21 protein-coding genes, 1 pseudogene and 1 riboswitch are annotated in these 16,933 nt (G+C 36.7%); of the genes and pseudogenes, 21 read left to right on the top strand and 1 reads right to left on the bottom strand.

Annotated elements, in window-relative coordinates:
- The first annotated feature begins 129 nt into the window (after positions 1–129).
- The 21 genes from JKP73_RS00585 to JKP73_RS00485 all read left to right on the top strand — a co-directional run bounded on the left by JKP73_RS00585 (position 130) and on the right by JKP73_RS00485 (position 15,331).
- Entirely contained in the window at positions 130–486 is a 357-nt protein-coding gene (locus JKP73_RS00585; RefSeq protein ID WP_021288977.1) for a toprim domain-containing protein, read from the top strand.
- Between the two features lie 23 nt (positions 487–509).
- A complete protein-coding gene (locus JKP73_RS00580; RefSeq protein WP_021288976.1) occupies positions 510–824 on the top strand; it encodes a thioredoxin family protein in 315 nt (104 codons plus the stop codon).
- A gap of 70 nt (positions 825–894) precedes the next feature.
- Positions 895–1,004: riboswitch (SAM riboswitch) on the top strand.
- 107 nt (positions 1,005–1,111) lie between these two features.
- Positions 1,112–2,143, top strand: coding sequence for a methionine ABC transporter ATP-binding protein (locus JKP73_RS00575; protein WP_038243091.1), 1,032 nt, complete (start codon positions 1,112–1,114; stop codon positions 2,141–2,143).
- Positions 2,133–2,801 (top strand): methionine ABC transporter permease, encoded by a 669-nt coding sequence (locus tag JKP73_RS00570; RefSeq protein ID WP_021288974.1) that lies wholly within the window; start codon positions 2,133–2,135, stop codon positions 2,799–2,801. Before JKP73_RS00575 ends, JKP73_RS00570 begins: the two co-directional genes overlap by 11 nt.
- Positions 2,802–2,832: 31 nt before the next feature.
- Complete coding sequence (locus JKP73_RS00565) at positions 2,833–3,663, top strand: MetQ/NlpA family ABC transporter substrate-binding protein (protein ID WP_021288973.1); 831 nt, start codon at positions 2,833–2,835, stop codon at positions 3,661–3,663.
- Between the two features lie 250 nt (positions 3,664–3,913).
- Complete coding sequence (locus JKP73_RS00560) at positions 3,914–4,084, top strand: YuzK family famiily protein (protein WP_021288972.1); 171 nt, start codon at positions 3,914–3,916, stop codon at positions 4,082–4,084.
- A gap of 254 nt (positions 4,085–4,338) precedes the next feature.
- Positions 4,339–5,124: a Fe-S cluster assembly ATPase SufC gene (sufC, locus tag JKP73_RS00555; protein ID WP_021288971.1), complete on the top strand. Its 786-nt coding sequence runs from the start codon at positions 4,339–4,341 to the stop codon at positions 5,122–5,124.
- Between the two features lie 17 nt (positions 5,125–5,141).
- The gene (gene sufD, locus JKP73_RS00550) at positions 5,142–6,449 is read left to right on the top strand and encodes a Fe-S cluster assembly protein SufD (protein WP_038243094.1); all 1,308 of its coding nucleotides are present in this window, start codon (positions 5,142–5,144) and stop codon (positions 6,447–6,449) included.
- Positions 6,449–7,669 carry a cysteine desulfurase gene (locus tag JKP73_RS00545; RefSeq protein ID WP_038243098.1) on the top strand — a complete coding sequence of 407 codons (1,221 nt, stop codon included), beginning with the start codon at positions 6,449–6,451 and terminating at the stop codon, positions 7,667–7,669. Before sufD ends, JKP73_RS00545 begins: the two co-directional genes overlap by 1 nt.
- Positions 7,659–8,093 carry a Fe-S cluster assembly sulfur transfer protein SufU gene (gene sufU / locus JKP73_RS00540; RefSeq protein ID WP_021288968.1) on the top strand — a complete coding sequence of 145 codons (435 nt, stop codon included), beginning with the start codon at positions 7,659–7,661 and terminating at the stop codon, positions 8,091–8,093. Before JKP73_RS00545 ends, sufU begins: the two co-directional genes overlap by 11 nt.
- Positions 8,094–8,144: 51 nt before the next feature.
- Positions 8,145–9,542 (top strand): Fe-S cluster assembly protein SufB, encoded by a 1,398-nt coding sequence (sufB, locus tag JKP73_RS00535; RefSeq protein ID WP_021288967.1) that lies wholly within the window; start codon positions 8,145–8,147, stop codon positions 9,540–9,542.
- Positions 9,543–9,821: 279 nt separating this feature from the next.
- Positions 9,822–10,487 (top strand): YesK family protein, encoded by a 666-nt coding sequence (locus JKP73_RS00530; protein WP_234447031.1) that lies wholly within the window; start codon positions 9,822–9,824, stop codon positions 10,485–10,487.
- A gap of 163 nt (positions 10,488–10,650) precedes the next feature.
- Positions 10,651–10,821: a hypothetical protein gene (locus JKP73_RS00525; protein WP_200410799.1), complete on the top strand. Its 171-nt coding sequence runs from the start codon at positions 10,651–10,653 to the stop codon at positions 10,819–10,821.
- A gap of 134 nt (positions 10,822–10,955) precedes the next feature.
- Entirely contained in the window at positions 10,956–11,444 is a 489-nt protein-coding gene (locus JKP73_RS00520; RefSeq protein WP_021288964.1) for a DinB family protein, read from the top strand.
- Between the two features lie 174 nt (positions 11,445–11,618).
- Complete coding sequence (locus tag JKP73_RS00515) at positions 11,619–11,990, top strand: hypothetical protein (RefSeq protein ID WP_021288963.1); 372 nt, start codon at positions 11,619–11,621, stop codon at positions 11,988–11,990.
- Positions 11,991–12,143: 153 nt separating this feature from the next.
- Positions 12,144–12,551: a VOC family protein gene (locus JKP73_RS00510; RefSeq protein WP_021288962.1), complete on the top strand. Its 408-nt coding sequence runs from the start codon at positions 12,144–12,146 to the stop codon at positions 12,549–12,551.
- A gap of 201 nt (positions 12,552–12,752) precedes the next feature.
- Positions 12,753–13,343: a TetR/AcrR family transcriptional regulator gene (locus JKP73_RS00505; RefSeq protein ID WP_038243104.1), complete on the top strand. Its 591-nt coding sequence runs from the start codon at positions 12,753–12,755 to the stop codon at positions 13,341–13,343.
- Positions 13,344–13,391: 48 nt separating this feature from the next.
- Positions 13,392–13,535, top strand: coding sequence for a hypothetical protein (locus tag JKP73_RS00500; RefSeq protein ID WP_155974746.1), 144 nt, complete (start codon positions 13,392–13,394; stop codon positions 13,533–13,535).
- A gap of 19 nt (positions 13,536–13,554) precedes the next feature.
- A complete protein-coding gene (locus JKP73_RS00495; protein ID WP_021288960.1) occupies positions 13,555–13,893 on the top strand; it encodes an antibiotic biosynthesis monooxygenase in 339 nt (112 codons plus the stop codon).
- Positions 13,894–14,017: 124 nt separating this feature from the next.
- Complete coding sequence (locus tag JKP73_RS00490; RefSeq protein ID WP_200410798.1) at positions 14,018–14,581, top strand: NADPH-dependent FMN reductase; 564 nt, start codon at positions 14,018–14,020, stop codon at positions 14,579–14,581.
- 243 nt (positions 14,582–14,824) lie between these two features.
- Entirely contained in the window at positions 14,825–15,331 is a 507-nt protein-coding gene (locus tag JKP73_RS00485; RefSeq protein WP_021288958.1) for a DinB family protein, read from the top strand.
- Between the two features lie 271 nt (positions 15,332–15,602).
- Here JKP73_RS00485 and JKP73_RS23695 read toward each other — a convergent pair.
- A pseudogene (locus tag JKP73_RS23695) lies at positions 15,603–16,573 on the bottom strand (IS110 family RNA-guided transposase).
- Positions 16,574–16,933: the final 360 nt, after the last annotated feature.

Below are 16,933 nucleotides of genomic sequence, written 5' to 3'. Positions count from 1 at the left end.
ACAATGAAGAAAATGATTCTATTCAGAGCAGAACTTGTACATTTATTATGAAAACAATCACTAAATAACAGTTTTTCATCATATAATATATGAAAACCTGTCGCTTGATTTTCTGAGGAGTGCTATGTGATGATAACGGATGAATTAGAAAAAATAATCATTGTAGAAGGATTGACAGATAAGAAACAGATTAAAAAGGTGATTTCTGAAGACCTAACCATCATTTGTACAAATGGAACTTTAGGTGTAGAACGTTTTGATCAACTTTTAGAAGATTATGCACTTGATTATAAAGACGTTTATATCCTAGTGGATGAAGATGAATCTGGAATAAAGTTACGCAAACAATTGGCTAGAGAATTACCACATGCTAACCATATTTATATTAGTAGTGAATACCGAGAAGTAGCTACAACACCTGAAAATATACTTGCTCAAACATTAGTGAGCAAACGGATCGCTGTTAATCCGATCTTTTTGATTTAAATTTCATATAGTAAGGTGATATTTTGCAATTAATTACGAATGATCAGCTGAAACAGGATAACTATCTGCTTTATATTTTTACCCCTTTTTGTGGAACATGTAATCTTGCAAGGACGATGCTTTCAAAAATAGAGTCGGTGCATCAAGAAGACATTTTTTATGAAATGAATGCATCCCTCCATCCAGAGTTTATGCAAGAACATCAAATTGAGAGTGTGCCTTGTTTATGTATAAAAAGAGATGGTGAAATTATAGAAAAGGTTTATGCTTTCAAAGATATTCCGAACATCTATAACTTTTTACTAACTTACAAACCTGAAATGTTTGCAAACAAATAAGTGAAAAGTCATTGACATGGGTATAACGGCATGCTAACATTTAGTTTATCGAAAATAAATAGATTCTTTACTCTTATCTTGAGCGGTGGAGGGACTGGCCCTATGAAACCGCGGCAACCTTCGACGAAGTTTATTCGAAAGGTGCTAATTCCTGCGAAGCATAGCTTTGACAGATGAGAGGACGAAATGACGAATTTCAAACGTCTTTCTGTTCTCTTACAGAAAGGCGTTTTTATTTATTTTATAGGGTACAATAATAGATAGTTTGGAATGAAGGAGGAAGACATGTGATATCGATAGAGGGTTTGAGTAAGATTTTTACATCAAACAAGACAGACACAACAGCCGTCGATAATTTGACCCTTTCGATTGATCAAGGAGATATCTTTGGTGTTATCGGTTATAGCGGTGCTGGTAAAAGTACTTTCGTTCGATTACTCAATCGCTTAGAGGAACCAACGAATGGACGAGTAGTTATTAACGATCAAGTCGTGACAGCATTGAATAAAAAGGATCTTAGAATAGCTAGACAAGATATTGGTATGATTTTTCAGCATTTTAATCTGTTATGGTCACGTACGGTGGAAGAGAATATTGCATTTCCATTAGAAATAGCAGGTGTATCGAAAGAAGAACGTTTAGAGCGTGTACATTCATTAATTGATTTAGTTGGGCTTTCAGGAAAAGAACAGTCCTATCCTTCACAATTAAGCGGCGGCCAAAAACAACGTGTTGGAATTGCGCGTGCATTAGCTAATAAACCATCTGTTCTATTATGTGATGAAGCAACTTCGGCTTTAGATCCAGAAACAACAAATGCGATTTTGGATTTATTAGTGGATATTAACCGACAATTAGGTCTAACGATCATTTTAATTACCCATGAGATGCATGTCATTCGCAAAATATGCAATCAAGTGGCAGTGATGGAAAATGGGAAAGTGGTTGAACAAGGAAATGTCTTAGATGTATTCTTGCATCCACAGCAGTCGGTTACCAAAAAATTTGTGAAGCAGGTAATGGGATCTGACGAGGAAGATAATGATATTAACCAATTAATTAAAAACAACGAGCAAGGGAAAATTATTAGGCTTCATTTTGTTGGGGAAACAACCAACGATGCTTTGATCAGCCAAATTATTAAAACATATCAGGTAGATGTGAGTATATTGCAGGGGAAAATCACACAAACTCAGGCAGGGGCTTATGGCACATTGTTCATCCAAATGGGTGGTAATCAGGATGATGTCACCCAAGCGATTACGTTTATTCGTGAACAAACCTCGGTAGAATTGGAGGTTGTCCGTGATGCTGACTGAATTATTTCCAAATCTTAAATTAGAAGACTTAACGACGGCAACATATGAAACATTTTATATGACAATTATTGCTTTAATTGGAACTTTCGTATTTGGAATATTATTAGGTTTATTATTATTCCTTACTAGAAATGGCGGTATGTGGCAAAATAAAGTACTGAACGTTACAACAGCATCGTTTGTTAATATCTTTCGCGCGATTCCATTTATCATATTAATTTTATTGTTATTTCCATTTACAGAGTTTTTAATGGGTACCATACGTGGGCCAAAGGCTGCTTTGCCGGCATTAATTATTGGTTCTGCGCCATTCTATGCAAGGCTAGTGGAAATTGCTTTACGTGAAGTTGATAAAGGGGTTGTAGAAGCTGCCAAAGCAATGGGAGCCAAAACAAGTACTATCATCTTTAAGGTGTTGTTACCAGAATCCATGCCAGCATTAATCTCGGGAATTACGGTAACAGCAATTGCATTAATCGGGTACACAGCTATGGCTGGAGCAATAGGTGCAGGTGGGTTAGGAAGTTATGCATATTATTCTGGTTTCCAACGAAGAGATTTTGATGTCGTACTCATCTGTTCCGTTATTATTGTGGTCATCGTATTTATCTTCCAATTCCTTGGGGACTTTATTACACGAAAATTAGATAAGCGTTAGAAAAATAAGACAAGCAAGAGGAGCGAAAACAATGAAAAAACTAATTACTTCAATCGTACTTTTTATTAGTTTAGGTATTATCTTAGCTGCATGTGGAGGAGAAGAAGGTTCTTCAGATCCAAATACAATAAAAGTAGGCGCTTCAAGCGTTCCTCATGCAGAAATTCTTGAACAAGCCAAGCCAATCCTTGAAGAACAAGGAATTACGCTTGAAATTGAAGAATATGAGGATTATGTTCTTCCTAATGATGACTTAGCAAATGGCGAAATTGATGCCAATTATTTTCAGCATATTCCTTATCTGGAACAAACAATTGAAGATACAGGATATGATTTAGATTATATTGATGGGATTCACATTGAGCCAATGGGTGTTTATTCGAAAGGGATTTCTAGCTTAGAAGCTATTCCTGAAGGAACAGAAGTTGTAATGAGTAATGCCGTAGCAGATCATGGCCGGGTACTATCTTTATTTGAGAAAAATGGTTTAATAAAATTAGATGAAAATGTAAAGAAAGCAGAAGCAACCATTGATGATATTACGGAAAATCCGAAGAACCTGAAGTTTTCGCCAGATTATGGTCCAGCAATGCTTCCTGATTTTTATGAATCAGATGAGAATGCATTAGTTGTGATTAATACAAACTATGCAATTGGGGCTGGCTTAAATCCGCTAGAGGATTCATTAATGGTAGAAGATGAAGATTCTCCATATGTGAATGTAGTTGCAGTGAAAGCAGAGAATAAAGATAATGAAGCATTAAATAAACTAGTGGAAGTATTACATTCAGATGAAATACAGCAATTTATGGAAGAGGAATATGGTGGTGCAGTTGTACCGGTAAGTGGGAATCAAAAATAATGATGGACAAAGGCTATCTCTTTTTAAGGGGATAGCCTTAATTTTTAAACAATTTTGTAATTGGGAGAATAATGAAGGATATGATCGTAAAAAGCGGAACAGAATTTTTTCAGCAAAGTTATAGAGGAAAATTTATTATATAAATGGATAAATGCGTTTTAATTCACTTTGTTTAGGGAAATAAACTTGTGATACGCTTATTAGTGTCAAAAACAAGAAAGGATGATTCCCTATTAATAGTGGAATAGACATGAATTACACTTCAGAAATGGAAAAGGCAATGCAGCAAACCCATCACATTGGTTTTGCTGAATACGAAAGAAAATTAGATAAACGCCTAGCAATTGAGAAAAAGCGTCAACAAGAGCATGAGAAGTGTAAGCATTTTGCTGCTGAATATGAAGGGCATATGAAAAAGTGAAGAATAATTATTAACTATATATGATAACGAAAAAAGGTGCGAATACAATGCGTATTCGCACCTTTTTATTTTGAACTTTATCATGGTGGCATGATATCCTATAAACAAAGGATTTTCCATACTTCAAGGTCTCTGTTTAAAAGAGTTGATAATAAATTCGAAATGATTTAAGATTGTAATGAGAATAAAGTGAGAATGAATCTTACATTCCTTACAGAGTAACAATAAAACTATTTGTATTTGGAGGTATCAATATGGCAGGATCAACATTAGAAATTAAAAACTTACATGTCTCAATTGAAGATAAAGAGATACTTAAAGGTGTAGACCTTACTATAAAAGGTGGAGAATTCCACGCAGTAATGGGACCAAATGGTACAGGGAAATCTACCTTGGCTTCTGCAATTATGGGGCATCCTAAGTATGAAATTACCGAAGGATCGGTTCTTTTAGATGGTGAAGATGTATTGGAAATGGAAGTTGATGAACGTGCACGTGCAGGTTTATTTTTAGCTATGCAATATCCAAGTGAAATTAGTGGTGTTACAACTTCAGACTTCCTTCGTTCTTCCATGAATGCTCGTCGTGGTGAAGGTAATGAAATTTCACTAATGAACTTCATTAAAGAAATGGATAATGTCTTAGACTATCTTGAAATTGATAAAAACATGGCCCAACGATACTTAAATGAAGGATTCTCCGGCGGTGAGAAAAAACGTAACGAAATCCTTCAGCTCATGCTATTGAAACCAGAGATTGCGATTTTAGATGAAATTGATTCTGGACTAGATATTGACGCTTTAAAAGTTGTATCTAAAGGAATCAATAAACTACGTGATGAAAACTTTGGTTGCTTAATCATTACCCACTATCAACGCTTACTTAACTACATTACGCCTGATAAAGTACATGTAATGATGCAAGGCCGTGTGGTTAAGTCGGGTGGTCCTGAACTTGCACAACGCCTTGAATCGGAAGGTTATGAATGGATTAAGGAAGAATTAGGTATTGAAGACGAAACTATCGAGCAAAATGCGTAATGGTAAGGAGGGGTAATATGACTGTGGAAACAAAACTGCCATACGATAAAGAATATATTGATCAGTTTTCGAAAGAAAGAAATGAACCAGAATGGATGCGTGAATTACGCTTCCAAGCACTAGAACAAGCTGATGCTCTTGAATTACCCAAACCTGATAAAACAAAGATCGGTAAGTGGAACTTTAGCCAATTCAAACATACAGCCCCTGGTGATGCTATTCAGTCGCTGAGTGAGTTACCAAGTGAATTACAAGAATTTCTTGATCAGGATAATCTACCTGAGAATCTTCTAATTCAACGAAATCACTCTGTTGCGTACAGTACATTAAGTAAAGACCTCCAAGGCAAAGGAGTAATCTTTACGGATATTTTCACAGCTTTAGAAAAACATGGTGATTTAGTAAAGCGTTATTACATGAAAGATGCAGTTTCGATTGATGAGCATCGTTTGACTGCATTACATGCTGCTTTAATGAACGGCGGTGTCTTTGTATATGTACCAAAAAATGTTGAAGTGGAGGTTCCATTACAGACGATTTTTTGGCAAGAAGACCCAGAGCTAGCACTGTTTAACCATGTTCTTGTTGTAGCGGATGAAGGTAGTTCATTAACTTATGTGGAAAACTATATCTCGCACAATGAACAAGAAGCAACTGTTGCGAACGTTGTAACCGAAGTGATTGCACAAGATAATGCAAAAATTTCATTCGGAGCAGTGGATAATTTTGCTCAAGGTACGACTGCTTATAATAATCGTCGTGGCGTAGCTTACCGTGATGCAACGGTGGATTGGGCATTAGGACAAATGAATGATGGAAATACAGTATCTGAAAACATCACACATTTAGTTGGTGAGAATTCCCTATCCAATGCTAAAACGGTATCGGTTGGTCGAGGAAATCAAACACAGAACTTCACTGCTAAAATCGTTCACTTTGGTAAAAACTCTGAGGGGTATATCTTACAACATGGTGTTATGAAGGATAAATCAACAGCCATTTTTAATGGTATTGGAAAGATTGAACACGGTGCTTCTAAATCAAATGCAGAACAAGAATCTCGTGTACTGATGTTAAGTGAAAAGGCACGTGGTGATGCAAACCCTATTCTGCTGATTGATGAAGATGATGTTACAGCTGGTCATGCCGCATCTGTCGGCCGAGTAGACCCAGTTCAATTGTATTATCTAATGAGTCGTGGTATTACGCAGGAAGAGGCAGAACGCTTGATTATTCATGGTTTCTTAGCACCAGTAGTTAATCAATTACCAATTGAAGCTGTTAAAAATCAATTAACTCAGGTAATTGAAAGGAAGGTTTACTAATGGATGTAAAGGCCATTCGAGAACAATTTCCGATTCTTAATCAGGACGTGAATGGTCATCCTTTTGTATATTTAGATTCTTCAGCAACATCACAGAAGCCAATTTCTGTGATAGAAGCTGTAGATAATTACTACCGAGGCTATAATTCAAATGTGCATCGTGGTGTTCATACACTTGGAACGAAGGCAACAGAAGCGTATGAAGGTGCCAGAGACAAGGTACGTCGGTTTATTGATGCTGAAAGCACTGCTGAGATTATTTTTACCCGTGGTACCACAACATCAATAAATACCGTTGCGTACAGTTATGCAAGAGCAAACTTACAAGCAGGGGATGAGATTGTTATAACTCCGATGGAGCATCATAGCAATATCATTCCTTGGCAACAAGCAGCAAAAGCCACTGGTGCTACATTAAAATATATTCCGTTGCAAGAGGATGGCACATTAAGTCTAGAAGATGTTCGTCAAACCGTAACGGACCGAACGAAACTTGTTGCTGTTACACACGTTTCCAACGTATTAGGGACGGTTAACCCAATTAAAGATATTGCAAACATTGCACATGAGCACGGTGCTGTCATAGTTGTTGACGGTGCTCAAGGTGCACCGCATATTAAAGTAGATGTAACAGATCTTGATTGTGATTTTTACGCATTTTCTGGTCATAAAATGGGAGCACCAACTGGAATTGGTGTTTTATATGGCAAGAAGAAATTACTTGAACAGATGGAACCAGTGGAATTTGGTGGAGAGATGATTGATTTTGTTAATTTATATGACTCTACCTGGAAAGAACTTCCTTGGAAGTTTGAGGGTGGTACACCAATTATCGCTGGGGCTATCGGGCTAGGCGCAGCAATTGATTTTCTTAACGAAATCGGCATGGATCAAATTACAGCGCATGAGCAGCAGTTAGCTAAGTATGCAATGAAGCAAATGCGTACCATTGATGGTATTTCAATCTTTGGTCCAGAGGAACGTGCTGCTCTAGTTACCTTTAATCTAGATGATGTTCATCCACATGATACAGCCACTGTACTTGATGCAGAAGGAATTGCTGTTCGCGCGGGCCATCATTGTGCTCAACCTTTGATGCGTTGGCTTGATGTAACTGCAACTGCTCGAGCAAGTTTCTATCTTTATAATACTGAAGAAGATATTGACCGCTTAGTAGATGGACTTCAAAAAACAAAGGAGTATTTTGGTAATGTCTTTTAACAACCTTGATACACTTTACAGACAAGTTATTATGGATCATTATAAAAATCCAAGGAATAAAGGAAGTCTAGAAGGGGATATTTTAACCGTTGATATGAATAATCCTACTTGTGGTGATCGTATACAACTCCAGTTGCAAGTGGAGGATGGGATTGTCAAGGATGCGAAATTCCAAGGAGAAGGATGTTCTATTAGTATGGCTTCCGCTTCAATGATGACACAAGCAATTAAGGGCAAGAAGATAGAGGATGCAATGAAGATGTCTACCATGTTCTCACAGATGATGTTAGGTGAGGAAGTAGACGAAGAAGGTATTGATCTTGGAGATATTCAAGCATTACAAGGAGTTTCGAAGTTTCCTGCACGAATTAAATGTGCAACCCTTTCTTGGAAAGCGATGGAAAAGGGAGTTAATGAAGGGTAACGTGAGTGTTTAATAGTTGATTTCTACCAATACCTGAAGGAGGGTTTACGAATGGCAAAAAATATGCCAGAAATCGAAGAGTACAAATATGGATTTCATGATCGTGACGTTTCGGTTTTTCGCTCAGGCAAAGGGCTAACACGTGAAGTAGTTGAAGAGATTTCTAAAATGAAAGAAGAGCCACAGTGGATGCTTGATTACCGTTTGAAAGCACTAGAGCATTTTTACGAGCGTCCAATGCCACAATGGGGTGGTGATCTATCTGAGTTGAATTTTGATGAGATTGTATATTATGTAAAACCATCTGAACGACAAGGAAGAACGTGGGATGAAGTACCTGATGAGATTAAACAGACATTTGATAAATTAGGTATTCCAGAAGCAGAACAAAAATACTTGGCAGGCGTATCTGCTCAGTATGAATCTGAAGTTGTTTATCACAGCTTAAAAGAAGATCTTGAAGAGCTTGGTATTGTCTTTAAAGATACAGATACAGCATTAAAAGAAAATGAAGAACTCTTTAAAGAATATTTTGGTAAAGTAATTCCTGCAACCGATAATAAATTTGCAGCATTAAATTCTGCTGTTTGGTCAGGTGGCTCATTTATCTATGTTCCAAAAGGGGTACAGACTTCAACACCATTACAAGCCTATTTCCGTATTAATTCGGAAAATATGGGACAGTTTGAACGAACATTAATTATTGTTGATGAAGGTGCATCCGTGCATTATGTTGAAGGTTGTACAGCTCCTGTTTATACAACAAATTCATTGCATAGTGCTGTGGTTGAGATCTTCGTTAAGAAAGATGCATACTGCCGCTATACAACCATCCAAAACTGGGCAAATAATGTGTATAACTTAGTTACAAAACGTGCAACTTGTGATGCGAATGCAACGATGGAATGGATTGACGGAAACATTGGTTCCAAATTAACAATGAAATACCCAGCTGTTCTGCTAAAAGGAGAAGGTGCTCGCGGAATGACACTTTCCATTGCATTGGCTGGTAAAGGTCAATTACAAGATGCTGGTGCAAAAATGCATCACTTAGCACCAAACACTTCTTCTTCGATTGTTTCCAAATCTATCTCGAAACATGGTGGAAAAGTTTCTTATCGTGGTCTGGTTCACTTTGGAAGAAAAGCAACTGGTGCCCGTTCCAACATTGAATGTGATACCTTGATTATGGATAACGAGTCAACTTCAGATACGATCCCATATAATGAAATTAACAATGACAATATTTCATTAGAACACGAAGCAAAAGTATCTAAAGTCTCAGAAGAACAGCTTTTCTACTTGATGAGCCGTGGCTTATCAGAAGAAGAAGCGACTGAAATGATTGTAATGGGCTTCATTGAGCCATTTACAAAAGAACTTCCAATGGAATATGCAGTCGAAATGAACCGTCTGATCAAATTCGAAATGGAAGGTTCCATCGGTTAAAACAGATAAAACCCTTGTCACAGCAATATTGTGGCAAGGGTTTTTTATAATGGGATATATGTTTGTGCCCGATTTATGCCCTGTAGATTTTCTTAGATCATGTTACAGATGTTGCTTTTGAAATAAACTCTGATAATTTATAAAAAATTTTAATACAAGGACATTGACAATATGGGATGTGACAATACAACAAACGGGCCAGATCGTGGCACAATACTTGCTTTTGATATGTTGTAGTTTACATAAGAGTTGCTCGGAAAAATAAAAGGTGGTGGGAATTTGTTTGTATATATGTTTTTAATAGGGTTGTTAATAGGCCTTGCAATCTATGCACTTACTTATCTTTTTGTAAAAGCAATGGATAATAAGAAAAGGGTTTTAGTGGTTGCGATAATTGGAGGTCTATCTTTAATTGGAAGTCTTACTGTAATAGGTGGATTTGAAGGTATGCCCTTTGGAGTATTAAGTTTAGGAATTCTGGCAATTTCAATTGTATTAGCTTTGTTTGGCCAATGTTCATTAGGGAAAAAGTTAATATATACCATTGTCATTTTGTTTATAATTTCGTATAGTGCATTGATCTATTTCAATCAAGTTGATTACTGGATAGTGAAAAAAACACAATATTCTGGTGGAGATGATTTTGGTTCATATACGGAGCAACTTCAGACAGATACAACTATTCAAGGATACGAAACCTTTACTATTTCAGAGGGAAATAAAGCTGTTATTTTATCTTTAGGTGAAGAAATGGCAGGTAACAACATAGAAGTTCTAGATGTCGAGGAATACGGAAACACAACTGAAATAAAAATAAGAACATTTTATAATAACTCAGTTGAAGCGAACCCTGTCATTGCCATTGGACTAAATCGAGTGCAGTCTGAGATTATTATTACGGATACCGATGGAAGGATTTATGAGAAAGCAACAAAAGATGATTAAAACAAAGTTATCAAATCAACTCTAAGTATATGACTTTAAAAAATTTGTTTTTACTTTTAAACAATCGGGCGCGATTAACTAATAAGCATCGCGCCAATATTCATATAAGGACCCTTTCGCGGAAGACGGGGGGATTATTATTAGTTACAAGTTTTATAAATGGGTGATGATAATTGACTTAGTTGCTATTGGTGTACTGCAATTCTTGGCTGGGACATTTTTTGAATACACAGTAACGATTAGAATTATAGATGGGGTATTGTACATCCTTGCCATTGCTTTTGCCGTGATATACTTGCAGAAAAGGCTAAGGATTTCAAACACAAAAAAATAAGCAATCGGGTGCAATTCCAGAACAAGCGTATGCCATATTAGGAGCAGATTGTTGAGTAAGGGAGGTAATCAGATGGTTCATCTCGAAATTGTAAGTTGTACCAAAACAATACGCCGCATTGGAGGGAATAGAAAATGGATGTAAGGACACTTTTGTTAAAACAATGGGCAAGCTGCTTAGATAAAGAAGACTGGTTTCCACCGCTTGAAAAAGTACTAGAGAATATTACTTTGGAACAGGCAATTTGGACACCAGTTGAGGGGGAACATTGCATTTGGGAATTAGTTTGTCATTTACTTTTCTATGAAAAGAGAATTCTGTTACGCTTTCTTGGTGAAACAGCAAATGAACCAAAGGCAGAAAATAATGACGCTACATATCGATTACCAACTGAGACCTTTCAAAATTGGAAGGAAACAAAACAAGAATACTTTTCTGTTCATCGTGAACTTGAAAAAATACTAGCAAAATCAGAACTAGAAGATTTGTATAGACCGATTCCTGATGATAATCCATTAGTGCTTGAACTGAAGAGTTTAGCAATGCACAACGCATATCATATTGGGCAAATTGTATTCCTCAGTAAAATGCAAGGAGCCTGGGCAGGGAAACGCAGCTTTTAAAAAAGCTTCATTAGCTTTACAGTTATTCGTTTACCGGGCGCTTTTCTTTAATAAGGATTAGCGCTTATTTTCATTATAGATTTAACCCTGCCTATACCTTACTTAACCACCGTGCTCTCTTTTACTTCTCAATAAAAACTCTTGGATATACTATAATGAAATAAGAGTGTTTGAATGAAAAGAATTCTTCTTGGAGTTCTGACAGTTAGTTCAATTCTTGTAGTCATATTCAACTTTATGAATAATAATGGGAAGCCGCAGAGTCAAGTGAATGCAAATGACTCTACAGAAGTTAAAAGTGTAGATATAACTCAATCTGAATTTGGAGAAAAGGTTGCTGAAAAATTGGAATCTAAAGGTTATAGCTCAACTGGTTTAATCATGAGTCAAGACTATGAAAAAAGGATAAAGTATATTGTGGTAATCTCGGAAACTGAAAATAAAGGAAAGGCCACAAAAAAGGATATACAACAAACCTTTGAGAAGGTTGCTAAGTCCTATGAGTCAAAACCATTTACTGTTCAGTTACAGGAAAAGCAACAGTAATATTAGAAAATATGATTCATGTTGTATATCAACCCCCTCAACTAACGGGTGCAGTTGTTGATTAACCACCTCTGTGCGGGAATTGGACCATTTTGTTGAACAAGAAAGCAATTTAAAGTTTAAAAGTTCTATTAAGAAAGGTTGGTTTTAAATTTGGAATTTAAGGAATTCACTGCAGCACAGGTAAGAATAGCTAGACCTACTGATAAATTTGAAGAAATCATAAATTTTTATCAATATGGCTTAGGACTTAAACAAATTCAACAATTTAAAGGGCATAGGGGTTATGAAGGAGTCATATTTGGATTGCCAGATGTTGATTATCATTTAGAATTTACCCGCCATATTGATGGTAGTCCTTGCCCTGCCCCAACAAAAGATAATCTCTTAGTATTTTATATAACTAGTAAAAATGAAATCAATAAAGTATCAGAACGGTTAAGGAAAATGGGATATACAGAGGTTAAACCGGAGAATGGATACTGGAAGGAACAAGGGATTACAATAGAAGATCCCGACGGTTGGCGAATAGTATTAATGAACAGGTCTTATGTCCAATAAATTATTAACTCTGTTTTTTTAGCTGGCTTATTTCATTAACGGGCGCGTTTATCGAATAACGCGTCCTTCTGTTATAGGGCCATTTAATGGAATAAGCAAGGTATCAAAAAAAATTTTAGAATTGAACTTGACAACAAACAGATAATCTTTTATATTTGTTACAGTCAGTACTGACAGTTAAAAAGAATAGAGGTTATTTGAATGACTTCAAGTAGAAAACAGGCTACTTCTGATAAAATCATGAACGTTGCTATAGATCTTATGGCAGATAGAGGATACAATGGCGTATCGACTGAAGAAATTGCAACAAAAGCCGGGTTTAGTGAAAAAACGCTGTTTAGGCACTTTAAAAGCAAACAAAATCTGTTAGAGACAGCCTTTCAACGTTATCATTATGCAGGAAGGATGAAAGATCTCTTTGATGAGAACATAAAATGGGATCTTCATGCAGACTTACTAATGATAAGCCAAACGTATCACAGGATCATGTATCAGAATCGAAAAATGATTCAAATTAGTGCAAGGGGACATAAAGATCTTCCTGGATTTCAGGAGGCTACTCATAAGCATCCTCAACAGTTAAAGGAGTTCTTAACTGAATACTTCAGAGAAATGTGTGAAAAGGGAAAAGTTATTAAAACGGATCCTAAAAGGCAGGCTGTTGCATTTCTATACATGAATTATGGTGCAGCTATGGGACGAATCAATAAGGACCCAATACTAGAAGTTATTCCTATTGAAACCTTTATCGAAGAAAGTGTCTCGATATTTACTAGGGGTTTAACCCCCTAGTCATTTTTTGAAAAATATGTCAGTCAGTAGTGACGATCAAAGGTGGGTATGGTTACTAATCAAATACTTATTCTTGTCATCGTGCACCCTGACCGTTTAGTTGGAAGTATTTTATGGTTTTATGTGATCAGTTTGGAGATGGCAATCACTTATTGTAGTAAAGTCGCGTTACCAGACAAAGTTGTTATTTAATTTGAGGAGGTTAATTAATATGCCGAGAATAAAAGAGAACGAATTTTTTACGGTAATGGTAGAGTTCGAGGTCGACCCAACATATCAACAAGCATTGATTGATGGAATTGCTGATCAAGTCGAACAACACTTTACCCATTTCACTGGATTTGTTTCAGCAAGCTTTCATGCAAGTGAAAATGGAAGTCGGGTGGTGAACTATGGGCAATGGTTGTCAAAGGAAGCTTGGGAGAGTAGCTCTCCAGCAACTGGTTTTGATATAGCCAAAGCATCCATCGCTGAAGTTATTAAGCGCTGTGGGGCCAGGACTGTAGAGGTCGATACCTTTCAAGTTACACGAGTGATCGAGAAAACATGAAGACAAAAAAGTAGCTCTTTATCAATAATACAATGCTTATTTCAAAAAACAATTTTGTTTAAAAGCAACAAAGTTAAAAGTTCCCCTGGATAGAAAGTATATATTTTTATTGGAGGAGTAAAACATGATTAAGATAGCAATTATTATTGGGAGTACGCGTCCGGGTCGCAATGGGGAGGCAGTAGCACGTTGGGTACATGAAATAGCAAATAGACGCAGTGATGCCGAGTTCGAGATTGTGGATATTGCAGAGTATGACTTACCATTGCTCGACGAGCCCATGGGAGCAGCATCCGAGCAGTATACCAAGTCTCATACAAAAAATTGGTCTAAGAAGATTACTTCTTTTGATGGCTATGTTTTCGTTACTCCCGAGTATAACCATGCAACATCCGGCGCTCTTAAGAATGCTATTGATTATTTATATAAGGAGTGGAACAATAAAGCTGCTGGTTTTGTAGGATATGGTGCCAATGGAGGTACTCGTGCAGTCGAGAACTTACGGCTTATCATGGGTGAACTTATGGTTGCCGACGTGCGTGCTCAAGTCGCATTATCACTATTTACTGACTTTAAAAATTTTAGTGATTTTAAACCTGAATCCTTTCAAGAGGAGTCTGTCAACAAAGTAATTGACCAAGTCATTTCTTGGAGCAATGCATTGAGAGTTCTTCGAAATATTGAGTAGATTTATCGTTGAATACTAATTATTGTTGTATAAAAATTAGTAAATGAGTTTCCGTTATCGTGCGCATTTCCGAAGTTGAAATGCGCTCTATTTTTGAATAGGACAATTTAGTTGAAGAAGGACTTTTATAGTTAAACTAGAATTAGAAGTATAAGGGTACTGACAACAATTGTCAAGGAAGTTGTTTAATCATTTATTTGTAAAATGATCAATTTTAAAAAGTGAAATAGGAGGATCTTTAAAATGACGCATCCCGTTTTAAAAATGTACGACTACCACGCATGGGCAAATAGAGTGATCATTGATCGTTTAAAAGAACTGCCAGAGGACATTTATCATAAGGAAATTCAAAGTGGTTTCTCTTCGGTATCAAAGGTGTTATCCCATATTTACATCGTAGACTGTACCTGGTTTGGTGTTATCTCAGGTAAAAGTATGAGTGAAGCGATGACGTCTGCGAATGAATTAAGTGAACAAGTGGAGACAAAAAATATTGATGAAGTGGAAAAGTTATACTTAGATTTATCTGAGCGATATAATGCACTTCTCAACAGCCAAGAAAATCTGGAAAGGGTAATTTCAGTTAATAATCCATATGCAGGGTTGCTTGAGACTTCTGTTTCTGAAACTGTACTACACGTAGTCACTCACGGATCCTATCATCGTGGGAATATAGCCACCATGTTGCGGCAAATGGGACACACCTCTGTCATGCAAGATTATGGACTTTACCTATATCAAAATAGGTAGAGTAACTCAAGCACCAAACTTCATGATTATTCAATTTAAAGGGTTGTTTAGAACAGTTCTTCAACTTTGGTAGTACTAATGTTGATTAAGATTTGAACTAATTTCAACGACCCTGAGTTATTCCATAATAGACCAGCTATAAAAAGTCAAGCATTATTTGTAAATTATTTTCCTGTAAATCCTTTTTTTCTACGCATTTTTGTACGACAAATAGACCACCCGTTTGGGTGATTTTAGAAATTGGATGAATAAGTTGTTTATAATTCTTTGATTAAGCTCGAGGTTCATAAGGCTGTCCATCTCTCAAAATCGCAAATATGATGTGCGTTAATTTCCGAGCGACGGCGCCTACCGCAGTTCCATAAACTTTTTCTCGGTTTCTTAATTTTTGATAATAAAGGGATAATGCAGGATCATGAAAACTAGCCACAAATGCTGCTTGCCAAATAGCGCGTCTCAGATAAGGCGAGCCACGTTTTGACATCTTGGTATAGGAACTGTTGAACTCGCCCGATTGGTTAACGGACGCATCTAGACCGGCAAACGCCACTAACTGTCCAGGACGCTCAAAGCGATTAATGGATCCAATTTCACCTAATATGACGGCAACTGTTAGGTGACTCACTCCAGTAATGGTCGTTAAAAAATGCTTTTGTTGATTCGAGAGCTCCATCATTGTTACCTCGATTTGTACTAATTGTTTTTCAAGTAACATGATTTGTTCCAATAAAAGTTGGATCTGCATCCTAAAAACGTCTGTACCGATGGAAACTCCAAGAAAGCGATGATTTTCCGTTTAACATCGGGGCTTTGGTCAACTAAGGTATAACGTAATCGCTCAAGATGCCGAAGTTGAAGTAAATCTTCTTCTATAAAAGGCGTTTCTTTCGGGGAGTCAATGCGAATTACCTGAGCAATGAGAAAGGCATCCTTCACATCCGTTTTTGTCTTACGAATATAAAAGTTCCGTAAAGCATCGGACTGCATCGGGTTAAAAACAGTAACCTTAAACTCAAGTTTATGAAGGAAAGAAAAAACAGATAACCAATAATGACCGGTGGCTTCCATACCACAAACACAATTTTCGGGTGTAGCTTGGTGTTGATTCAGGAATTTAAGGAGTTTATCACTACCTGTTTTAGAGTTAGCGAAACGTACTGTTTTTCCAATAGAATTGCCTTTTTCGTTAATCAATCCAGTTTCGTGATGACGTTTTCCAATATCAATTCCAAGATAGATCATAACAACACCTCAAAGTAAAATTAACCAGAGTAGAAGGAAAACCTCTAAAACTTGATAGATACCCAACCTCGTTCGATATACGACAACCACGTGTCATCCAGCTCATTCGAATAGGTCTATAAAGAAAGAGGTGCCAGTCTATTGCACGAAGACAATGCTTCAAGGGCGCAGAACGGCATCCTCTCTCTGATTTAAATCCATTATACCTTGAATGAAAGGTACATAGATTTATCACCAGAAAAAATCTGGTTAATAATAATATACGAGGGCGCTTTTCTGGAATAAAGATCAGTGCCGAATCTTGAGGAAAAGGGCCAGATTGTGGAGTAAATCATTAAAGACCAGATGATTAATTATTCT

Origin of the sequence: Virgibacillus salexigens (assembly GCF_014905415.1) — a bacterium.
Classification (GTDB): Bacteria; Bacillota; Bacilli; order Bacillales; family Amphibacillaceae; genus Virgibacillus; species Virgibacillus salexigens.
Note: the sequence above shows the minus strand (reverse complement) of the source record. Positions and strands in the feature narration are given on the sequence as shown.

Bases quoted from the DNA above. Each gene is read 5' to 3' on its own strand.
- JKP73_RS00585 (WP_021288977.1), top strand. From the start codon at position 130: ATGATAACGGATGAATTAGAAAAAATAATCATTGTAGAAGGATTGACA.
- JKP73_RS00570 (WP_021288974.1), top strand. From the start codon at position 2,133: ATGCTGACTGAATTATTTCCAAATCTTAAATTAGAAGACTTAACGACG.
- JKP73_RS00565 (WP_021288973.1), top strand. From the start codon at position 2,833: ATGAAAAAACTAATTACTTCAATCGTACTTTTTATTAGTTTAGGTATT.
- JKP73_RS00560 (WP_021288972.1), top strand. From the start codon at position 3,914: ATGAATTACACTTCAGAAATGGAAAAGGCAATGCAGCAAACCCATCAC.
- sufC (WP_021288971.1), top strand. From the start codon at position 4,339: ATGGCAGGATCAACATTAGAAATTAAAAACTTACATGTCTCAATTGAA.
- sufD (WP_038243094.1), top strand. From the start codon at position 5,142: ATGACTGTGGAAACAAAACTGCCATACGATAAAGAATATATTGATCAG.
- JKP73_RS00545 (WP_038243098.1), top strand. From the start codon at position 6,449: ATGGATGTAAAGGCCATTCGAGAACAATTTCCGATTCTTAATCAGGAC.
- sufU (WP_021288968.1), top strand. From the start codon at position 7,659: ATGTCTTTTAACAACCTTGATACACTTTACAGACAAGTTATTATGGAT.
- sufB (WP_021288967.1), top strand. From the start codon at position 8,145: ATGGCAAAAAATATGCCAGAAATCGAAGAGTACAAATATGGATTTCAT.
- JKP73_RS00520 (WP_021288964.1), top strand. From the start codon at position 10,956: ATGGATGTAAGGACACTTTTGTTAAAACAATGGGCAAGCTGCTTAGAT.
- JKP73_RS00515 (WP_021288963.1), top strand. From the start codon at position 11,619: ATGAAAAGAATTCTTCTTGGAGTTCTGACAGTTAGTTCAATTCTTGTA.
- JKP73_RS00505 (WP_038243104.1), top strand. From the start codon at position 12,753: ATGACTTCAAGTAGAAAACAGGCTACTTCTGATAAAATCATGAACGTT.
- JKP73_RS00500 (WP_155974746.1), top strand. From the start codon at position 13,392: ATGGTTACTAATCAAATACTTATTCTTGTCATCGTGCACCCTGACCGT.
- JKP73_RS00495 (WP_021288960.1), top strand. From the start codon at position 13,555: ATGCCGAGAATAAAAGAGAACGAATTTTTTACGGTAATGGTAGAGTTC.
- JKP73_RS00490 (WP_200410798.1), top strand. From the start codon at position 14,018: ATGATTAAGATAGCAATTATTATTGGGAGTACGCGTCCGGGTCGCAAT.
- JKP73_RS00485 (WP_021288958.1), top strand. From the start codon at position 14,825: ATGACGCATCCCGTTTTAAAAATGTACGACTACCACGCATGGGCAAAT.